The sequence below is a fragment of the Nicoliella sp. ESL1106 genome, from assembly GCF_058509965.1.
Map to the genome: position 1 here is coordinate 1,493,576 of NZ_CP196340.1, position 16,668 is coordinate 1,510,243.

The window sequence follows — 16,668 nt, forward strand, 5'->3', positions numbered from 1 at the left end:
CAATATGGAAAAAGAACAAACATATTTAACCGTTAAGGATAGCGGTGCAAATGAAATCATTATTAAAAAATCACGCTTTATCGGTAGCGTTAAACGTGTTAAAAGTGAGGATGAGGCTAAGGCGTTCGTTGATCAAATTATAGCGGAAAATAAAACCGCGACCCACAATTGTTATGCTTACATGGTGGGTCAAGATGACCACATTCAAAGAAAAAGTGATAATGGAGAACCGTCTGGAACTGCTGGTTTACCAATCTTAGATGCAATTAAATTAAAACAGCTCCATGACGTTGCAGTCGTAGTTACCCGTTACTTTGGGGGCATTAAATTAGGTGCTGGTGGCCTTATTCGTGCTTATAGTAACGCCACGACGGAAGCAATCAATAGCGTCGGCGTCGTAGAAAGAATCCTCCAAACTAAGATTAACATTCAAATTGAGTATTCACTTCTTGAACCACTTAAGTACCATTTAAACCAAGAGGATGTCTATATTGATGATATTCAATATGGTGCTGACGTTACCGTTACCGTTGCCATTCCAGCGGATGGGGTTAGCGCATTTGAAAAACAAATCGTTGAACTATTAAATAATCGTGCCAAAATTACAACTGGTGAACAAGAATACTTCGAAGTCGATTACCATCAAGGTAAGGATCGATACAAAAAAGGATCAATCGAGCTCAAATAAATGAGGCGAAAGATCCTTTTTTAATGATTACTTTTACTAGTGGTACTTTTAACTAATCGTTTAATCCATTTTAAAAGTGGTTGCCGATTCTTGCCAACTAATCCAATTGACTCCACAAACAATTCCAATCCAATCAAGGTTGCGATCGTAAGTAAGATAATGCCCCATAGGTTGGAAATGGGGTAGAGAAGTGAGATAAATGAAAAGATCATCGCAATTCCATAAATCACTAATACGGTTTGCCGATGGGTCAATCCCATTTGCATTAATCGATGATGCAAATGATGTTTGTCAGCATGTGAAATTGGTTGCCGATTCAATAATCGCCTTAAAATGGCATATACAGTATCAGTAATTGGCACCCCCAGAATGATTACTGGAATGATGACTGTAATGAACGTTGCATTCTTTAATCCGTTTAGTGAAAACACTGAAATCATAAAACCAATAAATAGCGATCCCGTGTCCCCTAGATAAATTCTGGCAGGAAAGAAATTATATGGTAAAAAGCCAACACATGCTACAACCAAAGTAAAAATCATGATTGATACGTATGTATTGCCCACATTCAAGAAGAACATTCCAGTAATCCCCATTGTCGATAATGCAATAATTGCGACTCCAGTAGCTAGTCCATCGAGTCCATCAATCAAATTCACTGCGTTAGTAATTGCCAAGATCCAAACCCAAGTAATCGGCAAACTTAACCAGCCTAAATGAAATGATCCCAGTAGCGGCAATGTTAGAACGGTCATTCGAACATGTCCAAAAAAGAACACGAATAACGATGCTAAGGTAATCCCAAAAACTTTTTGACGCGGTTTTAAGGTATAAATATCGTCTAACACCCCGGTTAAAACAATCAATATTTCACCACCCAGGACTCCCCACAACTGAGGTCCTGGAATTAAGTTCCGCATTAAGCCGACCGTTGCAAAAGTATAGGATGCAAATATTGATAACCCACCAAGCGTTGGCATCGGAACCTTATTGACGCGCCGTTTATTGGGATCGTCTTCAGCCCCAATTTTAAATGCCAATTTACGAACAAATGGCGTCAAAATTGCCGATATAAGCATTGTCGCAAATAAACAGACAATTATTTTTAACTTCACCATTCCACCTCCCTTGAAAAATAATTATTAAATTTAATTATACAAATCTCACAATCTAAAAACAACCCAATCAAAAAGAGTTATCACAATTGTAATATAGCGATAACTCCTGTTTAATTAATTATTTCAAATGGTAATTATAAGTGCTTACCACGATGTTTTGACGTGAGTTTAAAGCTGCACGCAACCGTAAACCACTTTGATTATGCAGAATTTGTTGCCAATGATGCTTAGGGACAAATTGCGGAACCAATACAGTGGTTGTATTCCCGTCGTGTTCGGCACGCTTGGCAATCACATCACAAAAGCGCAACGTTGGATTAACGATTGAGCGATATGATGAATGAATATCAACGAACCGAATTTCTGGGAACGCAACCTTAAAGTCGTTGGCCACCTTTTTTTCGCGTTCTGGATTAGAATCAAACGAAACATGCATCGCGATGATATCATCACTGATCGATTTAGCATAGGTAATCGCATTCATCGTCATGGTCGTAACGTCACTGATCAAAACAATTACAGTCGAACCACTAAATGATTCTGGAATTTCTTGCGCCTTATGGCTAACTTCCAGTTGGGTGCCGACCTTACGATAATGCTCATTGATGCGATAAAATAAAAGGATCAATAGTGGCATCACGATGAAGTATGGCCAGACGTTTACAAAGTGGAGTAGCAATAAGAAAACAACTAGGATTGCCGAGATCAACGCCCCGATGAAATTAATGGTCGCCTTTAAGACCCATGCTCCTTCACGGTGCTTGCGCCAATGTAAAATCATCCCAGACTGTGAAAGTGTAAATGGAATGAATACCCCGATGGAATACAGGGGTACTAAGAGGTTCGTTTCCCCATTGAACATAATGATTAGGATCAATGCCCCAATCGCAAGTGAAATAATCCCGTTGGAATATCCTAACCGATCACCCTTATCCAAGTAGGCGTGCGGTAAAAATTTATCGCGTGCTAAATTATAAGCTAGAATTGGAAATGCTGAAAAGCCAGTGTTTGCAGCCACTGCTAAAATCATTGCGGTGGAAAGTTGTAATACATAGAACATAATTCCACCATGGCCGAATACGCCTGCTCCAATTTGTGACAGCACCGTCACATGTGCATTCGGCTTAATTCCCATGTAATAACTCAAAAGTGTAATCCCACCAAAGAAGAACCCTAAGATCAAAGCCATGATAGCAAGCGTATGTGAAGCCATCTTTTCACGGGGTTTTTTAAAGTTAGGAACCGAGTTACTAATTGCTTCCACTCCAGTTAGCGATGAAGAACCAGAAGAAAAAGCCTTGAAGAATAATAGCAGTGTCATTCCCTGGACTGGGGTACCAACTGCGCTAGCAGCTTGGTATGTAATATGTCCAGTTAAAATATTATACCCACCCCAAATAATCATGATAAAAATCATAAAGATGAATAGGTAAACCGGCACCGTCAAAATCGATGCTGATTCACGCATCCCCCGTAAATTCAGTAACATAATTAATACTACGATCAAGCATGAAATCAGGATTCGATAATTATATAGTGCTGGAATTGCAGACGTAATTGCTTCGGTTCCAGAAGTGGTCGAAACCGCCACGGTCAGCATATAATCAACTAGTAAGGACCCACCAGCAACTAACCCAGTCGTCCGCCCCCAATTATCACTAGCAACTAGGTAGGCACCCCCACCAGATGGATAGGCGTAAATAATTTGTTGATAGGACAACGTGATTGCCAGCAAAAGAATCAAAACTAATGCTGAAATCCAAATTTGGTAAACTAAAGCAGCTACTGAAAGGGTCAACAATACCGCTGTAATCTGTTCGGTCCCATAAGCAACCGATGAAAGAGCATCAGAAGAGAGCAAAGCCAATCCCTTAAATTTATTCAAGGAATTACCACCCTCATCAGTTGATTTCAATGGCTTCCCAATTACTAATCGTTTTAAATAACGCCACATGAAAATGACCTCACTTTTTAAGTCTTCATTTTTTAAGATAATATAAATTTGTTTATGCAATTCTTAATTTTACTACAATTTGGTAAATATTTCATATTGAATTTTATTAACAAAAAAAGAACCGCTAAATAGCGATTCTTTTAAAGCAGAGCTTAATTTAAATTACATCATGCCGCCCATACCTGGTTGTGGAGGCATTGGGGTGTTATTATCATCCTTTGGTTCGTTTGCTACTACGGCTTCAGTAGTTAATAACAATGCTGAAACAGAAGCGGCGTTTTGAAGTGCTGAGCGACTAACCTTGGTTGGGTCAATGACTCCAGCCTTGATCATGTCTTCGTAAGTTCCATCAGCAGCATTGTAACCAATTCCAGGTTTTTGACCTCTAAGGTGGTCAACGATCACGGAACCATCAACCCCAGCATTGTGAGCAATTTGTCTAACTGGAGCTTCCAATGCACGGCGAACGATTTGAACCCCGGTGTTTTCATCGCCTTCAGCCTTAATGGCATCAATATCCTTTAAGATATTAATGTAAGCTGTTCCACCACCAGGAACGTAGCCTTCTTCAACGGCAGCCCGCGTAGCGTTCAAAGCATCTTCGATTCTGTACTTACGTTCCTTTAATTCGGTTTCGGTCGCAGCACCGACACGAACAACAGCAACTCCACCAGCTAACTTAGCAAGGCGTTCCTTTAACTTGTCACGGTCAAAGTCAGAAGTCGTCTTTTCAATTTGGGTCTTAATTTCGCTAACCCGATCAGCAATCTTAGCCTTGTCACCAGCACCTTGGACGATCGTAGTGTTATCCTTAGTAATGTTTGCCTTAGCAGATTGACCTAGTTGTTCTAAGGTCGCATCCTTTAGGTTTAATCCTAAGTCGTCAGTAATCACAGTTGCACCAGTTAAAGTAGCGATGTCTTGTAATTGATCCTTTCGACGATCACCGAATCCAGGAGCTTTGACAGCAACCACGTTGAAGGTCCCACGCATCTTATTCAAAACAAGGGTTGGTAATGCTTCACCACCAATATCATCAGCAATGATCAAGAGTGAACGCCCTTGTTCAACCACTGATTGAAGAACTGGTAAAATGTCTTGAATGTTATTAATCTTTTTGTCAGTAATTAGAATGTATGGATTATCCAAATTAGCTTCCATCTTATCGTTATCAGTCACCATGTATTGTGACATGTAACCACGATCGAATTGCATTCCTTCAACGACATCTAGGCTAGTTTCAACCCCACGGGAATCTTCAATGGTAATGACCCCATCGTTACCAACCTTTTCCATTGCATCGGCAATCAATTCACCAACTTGCTTGTTAGCAGAAGAAATGGCAGCGATTTGAGCAATGTCGTTTTTGTTCTTTACTTCGTGTGACATTTTGTGTAATGCCTTTACAGCTACTTCGGTAGCTTTTTCGATTCCGCGGCGAACGCCAACTGGGTTAGCACCAGCGGTAACGTTCTTCAAGCCTTCGTTGACGATTGCTTGGGTTAATACAGTGGCAGTCGTAGTCCCGTCACCAGCAATGTCATTAGTCTTGGAAGCCACTTCAGCAACTAATTTAGCTCCCATGTTTTCAAAATGATCTGGGAGTTGGATCGCCTTTGCAATCGTTACCCCATCATTTGTGATGTTTGGACCAGCACCTTCTTCTAGGACAACGTTACGTCCCTTTGGTCCTAAAGTAGTCTTAACCGTATTAGCTAATTTATCAACACCGTTAAGTAATGATTTTCTTGCATCTTCTGCAAATTTAACTTCCTTAGCCATCAATTATCACCTCATGAAATTATTTTTTGTTTTTTATGATTTTAATTTTAATTTATTAATTAGTCGACAACTGCAACTAAATCCTTTTCATGTAAAACTAAGTAGGATTGGCCTTCGTAGTCAACGGAAGTGCCAGAGTACTTGTCGAATAGAACGGTTTCGCCTTCCTTAACTGCTGGTGCAACTGTCTCTCCGTTATCCAAGATCCGTCCAGCACCGACAGCGACTACCTTTCCAGTTTGGGGCTTTTCCTTAGCATTACTTGCTAAGACAATCCCGCCGACTGTCTTTTCCTTTTCCTCTTCAACTTCAACGATCACACGATCACCTAATGGCTTTAACACATTAATCCCTCCAATTAAGTTTACATAAATTTAGCACTTGAACTATGTCAGTGCTAATTGTTATCTTTAATATATATTCTTTTAATTTTAATTGCAAACATTTTGACCGCTGCCCAAATAAAAAAACGCTCATGCAACTTTGCATGAACATTTTATCGAAATCAGATTAATAATGCGATGATTTAAAACTAGGAATCTTGAATCTAAAGGTTTACTTAATGTAATGTTCAATAAAGTAAATCAAGGTCTGTAACTCATTCGTTAAATCAACATTTTGCACCGTTACGTTCTCGGGAGTTGATAGACGGACCTGGGTGAAGTTAAGAAAGCCCTCCGCCCCCGCTTTAATGGCATTATCGCAAACTTCTTGGGCCACTTTAGAAGGCACCGTTAAAATAACGACCTTGATCTGTTGATCCCTTAATTGTTGAACCATTTCTTCATATGAATAAATGGGGACCCCATTTTGAATGGTGTTAATCATTCGCTCCTTAGTATCAAAGGCAGCAGCAATCCTAACGTTGCTATCACGATGAAAATTAAAGTTCAGTAGTGCCTGTCCAAAGTTTCCGACCCCGACTAATGCAACGTTAGTCAAACGGTCTTCATTTAGAATCCGCTTAAAGAAATTCAATAAATTCTCAACATCATAACCATAGCCACGTTTACCAAGCGCCCCAAAATAGGAAAAATCCCTTCTAATCGTAGCAGAGTCCACTTGAATTGCGTCCGCGAATTTATTTGATGAGATTCGTTCAACGTTTGAATCGTGTAAAATCGTAAGGTATCGATAATAGATCGGCAATCTTTTTGCGGTTGCCCGTGGAATTTTATTTTCAGCCATAAGTCTTTCCTCCCGGCATTTTCGTTCATAAAAAAACGTTTCCAGATTATTTTATCATAAAAAAAGACTTTGTGAAATATTAATCAATTATATCGATTTTCATAATTTCATATTATATGTAAATTATGATAAAATTATCCTTAAACTACTATAATATAAAGGGGTGAGGACTTGCAAATCTTACAAGTAAATAACGTAACCAAAAGATTCGATGGTGTGCCAATTTTCACAAATGTTAATATGAATATTGAAAATCATGCTAGAATCGGGCTCGTTGGCCGCAATGGAGCCGGTAAATCAACGCTAGTTAAAATGATTATTGGTGAAGAAAGCATCGACGAAGGGAAGATTACTGAAAAAAACGGCCTTACAATTGGCTATCTTTCACAAAATACGGGTCTTCATTCAGAACGAAACGTCTGGGATGAGATGTTAAGCGTGTTCGCCGAATTAATTAAAACGGAACACAAGATGCACGCGTTAGAAATACAAATGAGTGATCAACAGGTTAATCAAGATCCACAAAAACTAGCAGAAGTCACTAAATCATACGACACGATTCAGGCTAACTTTACCGCTAATCATGGGTACAGTTATAAAGCTGAAATCAAGGCGGTTTTAAACGGATTTGGTTTTGGAGAATCATTCTACGAACAACCCGTTAATTCTCTTTCAGGTGGGCAACAAACCCAACTTGCATTAGCGAAACTGCTCCTTGAAAAACGCGACCTCCTTATTTTAGATGAACCAACCAACCACTTAGATGTTGAAACGATCACATGGTTGGAAGGCTACGTCCAAAACTATCCTGGTTCGCTTTTGATCATTTCACATGACCGTTACTTCATGGATAAGTTAGTCAATGAAGTCTATGACTTGGATAACGGAACGCTAACATATTACAAAGGTGATTACACTAGCTTTGTGAAGCAAAAACAAGCGCGCTATGCTGAACGGCTCCATGCGTATGAAAAACAGCAAGCTGAAATTAAAAAAATGCAGGACTTTATTGATAAAAACATCGTTCGGGCATCGACTACTAACCGTGCTCAGGCACGTCGTAAACAATTAGAAAAAATGCCAAAGCTCGAAAAACCATTTGATAATAATAAGGTCGCTCAATTTCGATTCTCAGAAGCAAAGCCCAGTGGTAACATCGTTTTAACCGTTCGGAATCTGGCGGTCGGCTATGATGATCAGGTTCTAGCTAGTCCAATTAACATTGACGAAAAAAAGCACCAATCGATCGCAATTATCGGACCCAACGGGGTTGGTAAGTCGACCCTATTAAAAACCATTTTAGGCAAGCTACCAAAATTAGCGGGGACCGTTTCATTCGGGACCGGAGTCAGCATTGGCTACTACGATCAAAAACAGACTTCATTACACAGTAATAAAACCGTTTTAAATGAAATTTGGGACGACTACCCTACTACTCCAGAAGGCCACATCAGAACCATTTTAGGGAGCTTTTTATTTTCTGGTAATGACGTTGAAAAAGTCGTCGGTAACCTTTCTGGTGGTGAAAAGGCGCGTTTGATGCTCACCAAATTATCAATGGATCACGATAATTTCTTAATTCTCGATGAACCCACTAACCATTTGGACATTGAAAGTCGCGAAGTTCTTGAAAATGCATTGAAGCAATTTGATGGGACGATCCTGTTCGTTTCACACGATCGATACTTCATTAACCAAGTTGCTAGCGAAATTATTGAAATTACCCCTGAAGGATCAGAAAGATACCTAGGGGATTATGATTACTATATCGAAAAAAAGGAAGATCAAATCGCCCAAGCACAACACGAGGCCGCTAAATTAGCTGCTGAACATCCCGAAGCGGTTCAACCCACCGAATCGAAGGGCAAGGTCGATTACCAAAAGAGTAAGCAAGACCAAAAGCAACGGCGTAAATTAGAACGCCAAATCAGCGAAATTGAGGAACAAATGGGCAAGCTCAGCGAACAACACGCTCAAATCGAGGATCGAATGGCCCAACTAGCTGCTGATCAAAAGATTAGTGAACTTGAGGAACTCCAAAAGAATCTCGATCAAGTCAACCACCAAAATGAAAAACTATCAGATCAGTGGACTCAACTAAGTTTAGAACTCGAAGATTTAAATAATGAGTAAATAAAAGGACTGAATCAAAAATTTTGATTCAGTCCTTTTTGAATTTTATTGAGCTACATCAGGAGCCCATTCAAACTCAAGGCTCGGGTCAGCATTTAAATCGAGGCCTGCAAAACGCCCTTCTTTAAACATAATAAAGCCAGCTGCACCAATCATCGCAGCGTTATCACCACATAGTTTACGTGGCGCCATTATTAATTTCGTATTTGGTAGTTGATCAATTGCTGATTGCAAGCGTGTCCGCAGTCCATTGTTGGCAGCTACTCCTCCTGCTAAGATCAATTGTTTGACTGGGTAGTTCTCCAACGCCCGCAGTGTTTTATCTACTAAAACATCTACGACCGCATTTTGAAAACTAGTTGCCAGGTCATCATGATTCAACTTATCACCTACTTGTTCTGCGTGATGGTAAGTGTTAATAAAGGCACTCTTTAACCCACTAAAACTAAAATCATAATTAGATGACTTATCCATTGCTCGTGGAAAGTTAAATGTATCCTTACCCTTGGCTGCCATCGCATCAACAGTAGGGCCGGCGGGGTAGTTAATCCCTAACACCCGACCAATTTTATCGTAGGCTTCACCAGCGGCATCATCGCGCGTTTCACCAATAATTTCGAACTGGCCCTCTTTGGGCATGTAAACCAATTCAGTGTGGCCACCAGAAACGACTAATGCAAGGGTTGGAAATTCAATTGGTTCGACAAAGCGAGCAGCATAAATATGCCCCGCGAGGTGATTGACTGGAATTAACGGAAGGTGGTGAGCCCACGCAACCATCTTAGCAGCAGTCACCCCGATCAAAAGCGAACCTACTAATCCAGGCCCATAGGTAACGGCCACGGCATCTAAATCATCATAGGTAACATTGGCCTCTTGCATCGCATCACGAATACAGATGGTAATTTCTTCGATATGATGACGACTAGCAACTTCTGGAACTACGCCACCAAATCGTTTATGGCTATTGATCTGTGTGGCCACGATGTTAGAAAGAATTTGATTGCCATCTGCAATAATTGCGACACTAGTTTCATCGCAACTAGACTCAAATGACATGATTAAATTACGCTTCAAAATTATTCCTCCAAATTATAATCCATAATTAATTGGGCTATTATCAATTTCACTAATATCTAGCGTCATATCAATGGCATCTTCTTGATTATCAATATAGTAGTTATTTTTAATGCCTGAACGTTTAAATCCTAAATCAGCATAAAGATGCTGAGCACGATAATTACTACTTCTCACTTCTAGCGTGATCTTTGAATAGTCAATGCGACGCGCTTTTTTAATAATTACCGTTAACAAGTAATATGCAAGCCCCCGATGTTGAAATTCTTTTTGAACCGCTAGATTCGTAATATGGCATTCCTTATTATTATCAAACATTGCACAACCAATGAATGCAACCAATTGATCATGATATCTAATTACTAAGTATAAACGGTCTTGATCACGCTTAAGTTCCCTTAGCATCGTATTGTAATTCCATGGAGTTTTGCCGTCATAAACAGATTTTTCAATCTTTAATAACTCTGGGGTATCTGTAACCATGGCCCTTCCAATAAAGTACTTAACATTTTTAATTTCAATCGTATGGTTTTTAACCGCAATTTGTTGTTCACGAAATACTGCTTCACTTTTTAAAAATAGGCTATGGTACCATTGCTTAAACTTTTTTAACATATGAACTTGAATCCTCTTTTGGGTGTAGTTTTTGCCAATCGGCTTCTGCTTTCGTCAATCTCAAATAATTAGGAACAAACGTATCAATGTCTTGAACTGGTGGTAAAGTCTCGCCAAATAGTCCTAGGTTTGCAGCTTGAGGAAGGTTATCTAAATTATTAATCATCGTAAAATTAGCAGGCAAGCGATCGTTAAAATGATTAGCATCACCTAATCCAATAATCGATTCATTTTGATAGGCCTCCATTTTACTCAACCAACGGGATAATGAAACGTGTTGATCAGGAATCACTGCAACTGGGCGTCCGTTTTGAATCCGATACAATCCAGTAAACATGTTCTCATTTCTGGCATCAAACACTGGATTCACTAATTGACCTTCAATATTGATATTCAAAGCCAATGTTTGCAAACTAGAAACCCCCACTAATTTAATCCCTAGGGTAAATGCTAATACCTTAGCAGTCGCAGTTGCAATCCTAATTCCGGTGTAAGAGCCAGGACCATCAGCAACTACCACGCGATCTAAATCGCTGGGCTGCATTCCACAATCTTTCATTAGATTATCGATAATCGGTAGTAAGTATTGAGCATGTTTTTGATGCGTCGTTGTTGTCGTTGTTGCTAAAATTTGTTGATCCTCTAAGATCGCGATACTTAGGGGGCGATTGGAAGTATCCAATGCTAAAACCTTCATAAAATAATCTCCCTATTGTTGTTAATTTTTATCATGCTTATTATATACCATTATAAAGCATTAAAAAAAGCGAACCAGATGTTTAATCTACCTCGCCATCGTGTTGCCAAGTAATATTAGCAATTGCTGCTAATTGTTGATTGTGATAAATTTCGTGCTTCGTAACAACGGTTCCATCAATTTCTTGATGTTCATAATTACTTTCAATTACGTTGCCATAACGCACTTCGCTATCATATTTTAGGTTAATGTGAGCAGGAATGTTTTGAACTAAAAAATCATATGGTAATAAATCAGTCATCCAATCCAAATAACGAGTATTGTTGACGTGAATATTCGTATCAATATCGCTATAACGGATTCGATACTGGCGACTATTAGATAATGATTCAATCTTGCGTGGCTTTTTAATTCGAGGAGTTAACTTCACAGCATTAGAATGATACGGATCAACAATTTGATGCGGGATCGGTGCTAAACGCCGTTGTTCAATATTCATTGAAACCCATAAGCTTTTGATGTAAACGCACTGACTGCCCTTCTCATCTAAAATCCAAAACTCTCGAAAGGCAAAAAATTTATTATAAGATGTCGATTGGGTTTGGATGGTAATATTTTCATCCGTCTTAGGAAGATGATTAATTTCTAAATCATATTGAATGACCACCCAAGTTACCCCAAACGATGCAATAAATTCATTGGTTAACCCAAGCTCTTCATTTTGATCCTCAGAAACTAAAATTGCCATGTTAAGGAGCATTGGTAACGTAACTCGATTCTGATTATCAGTTTCATAATAAGTGATTCGATGTTTTTCACTAAAGCGACTCACGATAAATGGTCAATCCTCCTTTTCAATATGGTGATATAGGTTATAAACTTCTTGCTTTTTAATTTGGTGTAACTTAGCAACTTGCTTAATCGCAACGTTTGGCTTATCACCTTGCGCAATTAAATAATCGACCTGTTCAACCATCGAAAGCCCGTTCAGTTCATCATCTTGATGATCATCGATTTGTGCCTCTGAATTGCCCTCAACAATAATTACGAATTCTCCCATAATTTTATTGTTGGCAGCCCAATCTAATAATTCAAGCAAGGTCCCCCTATGAAAATCCTCATACCGCTTTGTAATTTCCCTACATAAGACGGCACGTCTTCCTTCACCAAGTACGCTCGCCATGTTCTTAAGGGTTTTTCTTAAACGATGTGGCGCCTCATATAGAATGAACGTTTCTTGATGACGGTTCAGATCTTCAAGTTCAGCGATTTGATCACTTGGCTTCCGATTCAAAAAGCCATAGAAATAAAAGGGTTGTGGTGATAACCCAGATGCAATTAGTCCAGTTAATCCGGCATTCGCCCCTGGCAATGGAACGACTGGGATATTAGCCTCAATACAAGCAACCACTAATTCGTGTCCTGGATCACTTATCGATGGCATTCCCGCATCGCTAGCTTGGGCAATGTTCATTCCTGATTGCAATTTTTGAATTAATTCTGGAATCCGTTCCATTGTGTTATGTTCATGAAAACTAATTTCCTTAGTCTCAATTTCAAAATGATTCAATAATTTCTGGGTATTTCGTGTATCCTCAGCCGCAATTAAATTGACTTCACGAAGCACCTTAACTGCTCTAAAAGTCATGTCATCTAAATTGCCAATTGGGGTTGGCACTAGATATAACGTTCCAGTATCATGTTTAGCAAAACTGTGTTGAACTTGCAATTTAATCCCTAACTTTCTTATTTTCGGTTAATAATTTCATCACAGAACATACAACCTTCACCATTTTCACGCGGTTTACCATAAAATTGATTACATACGTGAAATCCATCGTTAAATAACTTTTCTAATATCTTGCGGGACTCATTATGCTTGGTTGCTTTCTGTGTTGGTACTTTTTGATCATGATTTTCATTTGAATGTGTTTCCAATAATTCACGCAAATGCTGATTTTCAATTTCTAATTCTGAATTTTTTTCCAAAACTTCGTTCATTGCTTCACGGAGTTCGGAAAAGCGGGTCAACATCGATTGAGTTTGAGACTCCATATTCTTTAACCCACTGTATAGCTCTTTATTATTCAATATCAATTTCACCCTTATTAATTGTTTAATTCAACTGATCTAGCACCTTTAAAGTAGTTGATTCTAAAACGTTTTGAAAATTAATGTTAATTGCTAAATCACTATTACTCTTAAGCATTAGTTCAATTATACTGAGCAACTTTTGCTTAGGAATCTGCAACGCAATTTGGTGAATTTGGCTATTAATTTGTGGAAAATTAAGTTCATTATCATCAACTGCTTTAAATTTAATATCTAATACATCCCGCCAAACTTCAATCATCATATCGATTGTAATTCGCTTTGCATCCTGATTATTAATCAAGGCCATCATATCAGTTTGCACCATTGTAAATGCAACTGGATTGCGCTTGTTGAGCTGAAGAAACCATTGACTAATTGCATTTTGCAACTTTGCGAACCAATTATTTTCAAACCACCCAGAGGCAGTATCAATATTATTAGTCATTTTCATAATTAAGTTAAAATATACACTATCAATACCAGCTTTAGTGAGTTCTTCGCTAAAGAGGGTCGGCGAAATTGAAGGAAATTCAACTAATTGGGTTCTTGAAATAATGGTTGGTAACAATAGTGATTTATTGCTGGTAAGTAGAAATGAAAATACATTCCCAACTGGCTCCTCAATAAACTTTAAAAGACTATTAGCAGCCTCTGTGGTCATTTTATCAGCATCATTGATTATGAATGCCTTTTGATTACCCTCAACAGCACTCTTGGTAAATTCAGCCTTTAGTAATCGCACTTGATCAATTTTGATGCTTGCTCCGTCTGGTTCAATGATCATTACATCTGGATGCTGCCGACTGGCAATTCGGATACACTCATTGCACTTACCACAAGGTCTACCATCTTTTTGATGGGGACAAAACAATGCCATCGTAATCTGTAACGCAACCGCTAACTTCCCAGTTCCTAGCGCCCCGCTAAATAGGTACGCATGGGTCAAATCATGGTCACTAACAACCTGGGCAAAATGTTCAACTAATTGGGGTTGCTTAATAGATGCCTCTTTAATAATGGACTCAGCAACTGATTTTTCCATCGCCATTAGAATTGATAAAATTGATCCATTGGTAAGATCATTACAGTTGCCCCACCAACTTGGATTTTGACGGGATATGAACCTTCATTTGCTCCGCCATCTAGATTAACTGGTGGCGTCATATATTTCTTTCTAGTTCTTGAAATATTCTTGATGATATCTAAGGTTTTTTGCACCTTTTCATCTTCAATTCCAATCATGTAAGTGGTGTTCCCTGATTTAAGAAAGCCCCCAGTTGTAGATAACTTGGTTGCTCGAATATTATTTTTGATAAATGCCTCTTGTAGCTCACTAGTATCTTTATCTTGAATAACTGCAATTAATAATTTCATTATTTGTCACCCCTATTTAGATAATCGTGCAAAATTTTTAATACCGCATCATAAACTTCATCGATTGACCTAGTTGCGTCAACTCGGATGATTCGATTAGGATAATCATGAACTAGCTGCTCATAAGTAGCATGAACCCGATAATGAAATTCCTTGGTCTCAACATCCAATCGATCAACTTCATTGGCACTTCGATGAGCACTAATCCTATTTAAACCAACTTCAACCGGGACATCAAAATAAATCGTTAAGCCCGGCATTAAACCATCGGTAGCAAATTGATTCATGTCAAAAACTGGTTTGATTCCCAGCTGACGACCGCCACCTTGATAAGCAAGCGAACTGTCCAGGTATCGATCGCTTAAAACCAATTTACCCTTCTCCAGAGCTGGAATGACAGTCTCCACCAAATGTTGCCGTCTAGCGGCAGCATACAATAACGCTTCCGTTTTGAAATCCATTGCTTGATTATCACGGTCTAAAATTACATTCCTTATCATTTCTGAAATTCGATTCCCGCCTGGTTCACGAGTTAGGATCACTGGTACATCCAATTGGCTTTGCACAGTTTCAAAAACCCGTTTTAAAACCGTGGTTTTGCCAGCCCCATCAGAGCCTTCGAACGTAATAAAATTTTTATTCATTAGTAACTATCCTTTTTGTTTTCTAACTATAATTGTACTTTATTAAAAGTTCATTGGCAAAGCAAAAAGAGTCAAAACCACAAACGTGATTCCGACCCTTTAATAATCAAATACCGACGATTGAATCCGATTATTATGAACATTTCGGAATCTAGCTTCTCGATACAGATACAAATATTTACAACGAGCAAGTTGGGTTTGAGCAATAATTTCGTCATCCACTTCTGAAATTGCGTTTTGGGTTTCTTGAGCCCGTGACCATTCAGACTTTGCTTCGTCAATTGAATCCAATAATTCTTGATCATATTGCATTTTATTCTTTTGTGCACTGCTCTTTCTACCAAACATAAATAATTCGCCCCTAAATTTCGGTTCGACCTTGAACGGCTCTAAACAAAGTCATCTCATCAGCATACTCAATATCGCTTCCCACTGAAAGTCCATAAGCTAAACGAGTTACCTTAATTCCAGCTGGTTTAATCAACTTGGAAAGATACATTGCAGTTGCTTCTCCTTCGGGAGTTGCATTGGTAGCAATAATCACTTCGTTAACGGCTTCATTCGATTGTAGTCTCTTGATCAATGAACTAACGTTTAGTTCATCTGGACCAGTGCCATCCAAGGGAGATAAAACCCCACCTAAGACGTGATAAAGGCCATTATAATCCTTCATCTGCTCCATCGTCATGATATCCTTAGGTTGTTCAACTACTAAAATTTTGGTTTGATCACGATTTGGATCTTGACAAATTTCACATGGATCTTCATCGGTTAAGTTCCCACAAATCGAACAATAAGTTAGTTTATCCTTTGTTTCAGTAAGTGCTTCCGCAAAATTAGCAATGTCATCCTTATTCATGTTAACAGTAAAATAGGCTAATCTAACGGCAGTCTTTTGTCCAATTCCTGGCAGATGCATATAACTAGCAATTAGTTTTGCAATTGGCTCTGGATATTGCATTTAAATTCCTTCTTTATTTTACATTCCTGGCATACCCTTAGTGTATTTACCAAGGGTACTTTGAGTTGCGTCATCAATTTTACCAAGCGCATCGTTTACAGCAGTTAATACCATGTCTGACAGCATGTCTGGATCTTCAGGATCGATTACTTCTGGGTTAATTTGCATGTCAGTCATCTTACGATCACCAGTAAATGTAACTTTGACCATTTCATCAGGAGCAGAGCCAATAAATTCTTGCTTGTTCAATTCTTCTTGTTCTGCACCCATTTGCTTTTGCATTTTTTTAACTTGCTTCAGCATTTTGTTCATGTTCATTCCATTCATCATATTATCTACCATC

Annotated in this window: 19 protein-coding genes; 2 read left to right on the top strand and 17 right to left on the bottom strand. The window is 38.8% G+C overall.

Going from position 1 to position 16,668, the window contains the following annotated elements; genetic code table 11:
* Positions 1-4 precede the first annotated feature (4 nt).
* Positions 5-688, top strand: a complete 684-nt coding sequence (locus ACSVI6_RS06485; RefSeq protein ID WP_491716636.1) for a YigZ family protein — start codon at positions 5-7, stop codon at positions 686-688.
* Between the two features lie 20 nt (positions 689-708).
* Here ACSVI6_RS06485 and ACSVI6_RS06490 read toward each other — a convergent pair whose 3' ends face one another.
* The 5 genes from ACSVI6_RS06490 to ACSVI6_RS06510 form a co-directional block, all read right to left on the bottom strand.
* The gene (locus ACSVI6_RS06490) at positions 709-1,806 is read right to left on the bottom strand and encodes a glycosyltransferase family 4 protein (protein WP_491716637.1); all 1,098 of its coding nucleotides are present in this window, start codon (positions 1,804-1,806) and stop codon (positions 709-711) included.
* 118 nt (positions 1,807-1,924) lie between these two features.
* The gene (locus ACSVI6_RS06495; RefSeq protein ID WP_491716638.1) at positions 1,925-3,760 is read right to left on the bottom strand and encodes an APC family permease; all 1,836 of its coding nucleotides are present in this window, start codon (positions 3,758-3,760) and stop codon (positions 1,925-1,927) included.
* A gap of 162 nt (positions 3,761-3,922) precedes the next feature.
* Positions 3,923-5,542, bottom strand: a complete 1,620-nt coding sequence (gene groL, locus ACSVI6_RS06500; RefSeq protein WP_491716639.1) for a chaperonin GroEL — start codon at positions 5,540-5,542, stop codon at positions 3,923-3,925.
* Between the two features lie 59 nt (positions 5,543-5,601).
* On the bottom strand, positions 5,602-5,886 hold the full coding sequence (gene groES / locus ACSVI6_RS06505) for a co-chaperone GroES (RefSeq protein ID WP_491716640.1): 285 nt from the start codon (positions 5,884-5,886) through the stop codon (positions 5,602-5,604).
* Between the two features lie 211 nt (positions 5,887-6,097).
* Positions 6,098-6,730 carry a redox-sensing transcriptional repressor Rex gene (locus tag ACSVI6_RS06510; protein WP_491716641.1) on the bottom strand — a complete coding sequence of 211 codons (633 nt, stop codon included), beginning with the start codon at positions 6,728-6,730 and terminating at the stop codon, positions 6,098-6,100.
* Positions 6,731-6,901: 171 nt separating this feature from the next.
* On the opposite strand from ACSVI6_RS06510, the gene ACSVI6_RS06515 reads away from it, so the two are divergent.
* Positions 6,902-8,863 carry an ATP-binding cassette domain-containing protein gene (locus ACSVI6_RS06515; RefSeq protein ID WP_491719720.1) on the top strand — a complete coding sequence of 654 codons (1,962 nt, stop codon included), beginning with the start codon at positions 6,902-6,904 and terminating at the stop codon, positions 8,861-8,863.
* A 45-nt stretch (positions 8,864-8,908) separates the two neighbouring features.
* On the opposite strand, the gene tsaD is transcribed toward ACSVI6_RS06515, so the two are convergent.
* The 12 genes from tsaD to ACSVI6_RS06575 form a co-directional block, all read right to left on the bottom strand.
* Positions 8,909-9,922, bottom strand: a complete 1,014-nt coding sequence (tsaD, locus tag ACSVI6_RS06520; RefSeq protein ID WP_491720953.1) for a tRNA (adenosine(37)-N6)-threonylcarbamoyltransferase complex transferase subunit TsaD — start codon at positions 9,920-9,922, stop codon at positions 8,909-8,911.
* A 33-nt stretch (positions 9,923-9,955) separates the two neighbouring features.
* Positions 9,956-10,555 carry a ribosomal protein S18-alanine N-acetyltransferase gene (gene rimI / locus ACSVI6_RS06525; RefSeq protein ID WP_491716643.1) on the bottom strand — a complete coding sequence of 200 codons (600 nt, stop codon included), beginning with the start codon at positions 10,553-10,555 and terminating at the stop codon, positions 9,956-9,958.
* Positions 10,539-11,252 (bottom strand): tRNA (adenosine(37)-N6)-threonylcarbamoyltransferase complex dimerization subunit type 1 TsaB, encoded by a 714-nt coding sequence (gene tsaB, locus ACSVI6_RS06530; RefSeq protein ID WP_491716644.1) that lies wholly within the window; start codon positions 11,250-11,252, stop codon positions 10,539-10,541. Before tsaB ends, rimI begins: the two co-directional genes overlap by 17 nt.
* 82 nt (positions 11,253-11,334) lie before the next feature.
* The gene (locus ACSVI6_RS06535) at positions 11,335-12,084 is read right to left on the bottom strand and encodes an acyl-[acyl-carrier-protein] thioesterase (protein WP_491716645.1); all 750 of its coding nucleotides are present in this window, start codon (positions 12,082-12,084) and stop codon (positions 11,335-11,337) included.
* A 9-nt stretch (positions 12,085-12,093) separates the two neighbouring features.
* On the bottom strand, positions 12,094-12,981 hold the full coding sequence (gene rsmI, locus ACSVI6_RS06540) for a 16S rRNA (cytidine(1402)-2'-O)-methyltransferase (RefSeq protein ID WP_491720676.1): 888 nt from the start codon (positions 12,979-12,981) through the stop codon (positions 12,094-12,096).
* A gap of 17 nt (positions 12,982-12,998) precedes the next feature.
* Positions 12,999-13,343 (bottom strand): DNA replication initiation control protein YabA, encoded by a 345-nt coding sequence (locus ACSVI6_RS06545; protein WP_491716647.1) that lies wholly within the window; start codon positions 13,341-13,343, stop codon positions 12,999-13,001.
* A gap of 25 nt (positions 13,344-13,368) precedes the next feature.
* The gene (gene holB / locus ACSVI6_RS06550; RefSeq protein WP_491716648.1) at positions 13,369-14,394 is read right to left on the bottom strand and encodes a DNA polymerase III subunit delta'; all 1,026 of its coding nucleotides are present in this window, start codon (positions 14,392-14,394) and stop codon (positions 13,369-13,371) included.
* The gene (gene darA / locus ACSVI6_RS06555; RefSeq protein ID WP_491716649.1) at positions 14,394-14,720 is read right to left on the bottom strand and encodes a cyclic di-AMP receptor DarA; all 327 of its coding nucleotides are present in this window, start codon (positions 14,718-14,720) and stop codon (positions 14,394-14,396) included. The genes holB and darA overlap by 1 nt, the downstream gene beginning before the upstream one ends.
* Positions 14,720-15,364 carry a dTMP kinase gene (gene tmk, locus ACSVI6_RS06560; protein WP_491716650.1) on the bottom strand — a complete coding sequence of 215 codons (645 nt, stop codon included), beginning with the start codon at positions 15,362-15,364 and terminating at the stop codon, positions 14,720-14,722. Before tmk ends, darA begins: the two co-directional genes overlap by 1 nt.
* 99 nt (positions 15,365-15,463) lie before the next feature.
* Positions 15,464-15,712, bottom strand: a complete 249-nt coding sequence (locus ACSVI6_RS06565) for a YaaL family protein (RefSeq protein ID WP_491716651.1) — start codon at positions 15,710-15,712, stop codon at positions 15,464-15,466.
* Between the two features lie 13 nt (positions 15,713-15,725).
* Positions 15,726-16,325, bottom strand: coding sequence for a recombination mediator RecR (gene recR / locus ACSVI6_RS06570; RefSeq protein ID WP_491716652.1), 600 nt, complete (start codon positions 16,323-16,325; stop codon positions 15,726-15,728).
* A gap of 18 nt (positions 16,326-16,343) precedes the next feature.
* Positions 16,344-16,655, bottom strand: a complete 312-nt coding sequence (locus tag ACSVI6_RS06575) for a YbaB/EbfC family nucleoid-associated protein (protein WP_491719726.1) — start codon at positions 16,653-16,655, stop codon at positions 16,344-16,346.
* Positions 16,656-16,668 lie beyond the last annotated feature (13 nt).

Bases quoted from the DNA above. Each gene is read 5' to 3' on its own strand.
- tsaB (WP_491716644.1), bottom strand. From the start codon at position 11,252: ATGAAGGTTTTAGCATTGGATACTTCCAATCGCCCCCTAAGTATCGCG.
- ACSVI6_RS06490 (WP_491716637.1), bottom strand. From the start codon at position 1,806: ATGGTGAAGTTAAAAATAATTGTCTGTTTATTTGCGACAATGCTTATA.
- rimI (WP_491716643.1), bottom strand. From the start codon at position 10,555: ATGTTAAAAAAGTTTAAGCAATGGTACCATAGCCTATTTTTAAAAAGT.
- tmk (WP_491716650.1), bottom strand. From the start codon at position 15,364: ATGAATAAAAATTTTATTACGTTCGAAGGCTCTGATGGGGCTGGCAAA.
- ACSVI6_RS06485 (WP_491716636.1), top strand. From the start codon at position 5: ATGGAAAAAGAACAAACATATTTAACCGTTAAGGATAGCGGTGCAAAT.
- ACSVI6_RS06565 (WP_491716651.1), bottom strand. From the start codon at position 15,712: ATGTTTGGTAGAAAGAGCAGTGCACAAAAGAATAAAATGCAATATGAT.
- ACSVI6_RS06495 (WP_491716638.1), bottom strand. From the start codon at position 3,760: ATGTGGCGTTATTTAAAACGATTAGTAATTGGGAAGCCATTGAAATCA.
- holB (WP_491716648.1), bottom strand. From the start codon at position 14,394: ATGGCGATGGAAAAATCAGTTGCTGAGTCCATTATTAAAGAGGCATCT.
- tsaD (WP_491720953.1), bottom strand. From the start codon at position 9,922: ATGTCATTTGAGTCTAGTTGCGATGAAACTAGTGTCGCAATTATTGCA.
- ACSVI6_RS06510 (WP_491716641.1), bottom strand. From the start codon at position 6,730: ATGGCTGAAAATAAAATTCCACGGGCAACCGCAAAAAGATTGCCGATC.
- recR (WP_491716652.1), bottom strand. From the start codon at position 16,325: ATGCAATATCCAGAGCCAATTGCAAAACTAATTGCTAGTTATATGCAT.
- darA (WP_491716649.1), bottom strand. From the start codon at position 14,720: ATGAAATTATTAATTGCAGTTATTCAAGATAAAGATACTAGTGAGCTA.
- ACSVI6_RS06575 (WP_491719726.1), bottom strand. From the start codon at position 16,655: ATGATGAATGGAATGAACATGAACAAAATGCTGAAGCAAGTTAAAAAA.
- groL (WP_491716639.1), bottom strand. From the start codon at position 5,542: ATGGCTAAGGAAGTTAAATTTGCAGAAGATGCAAGAAAATCATTACTT.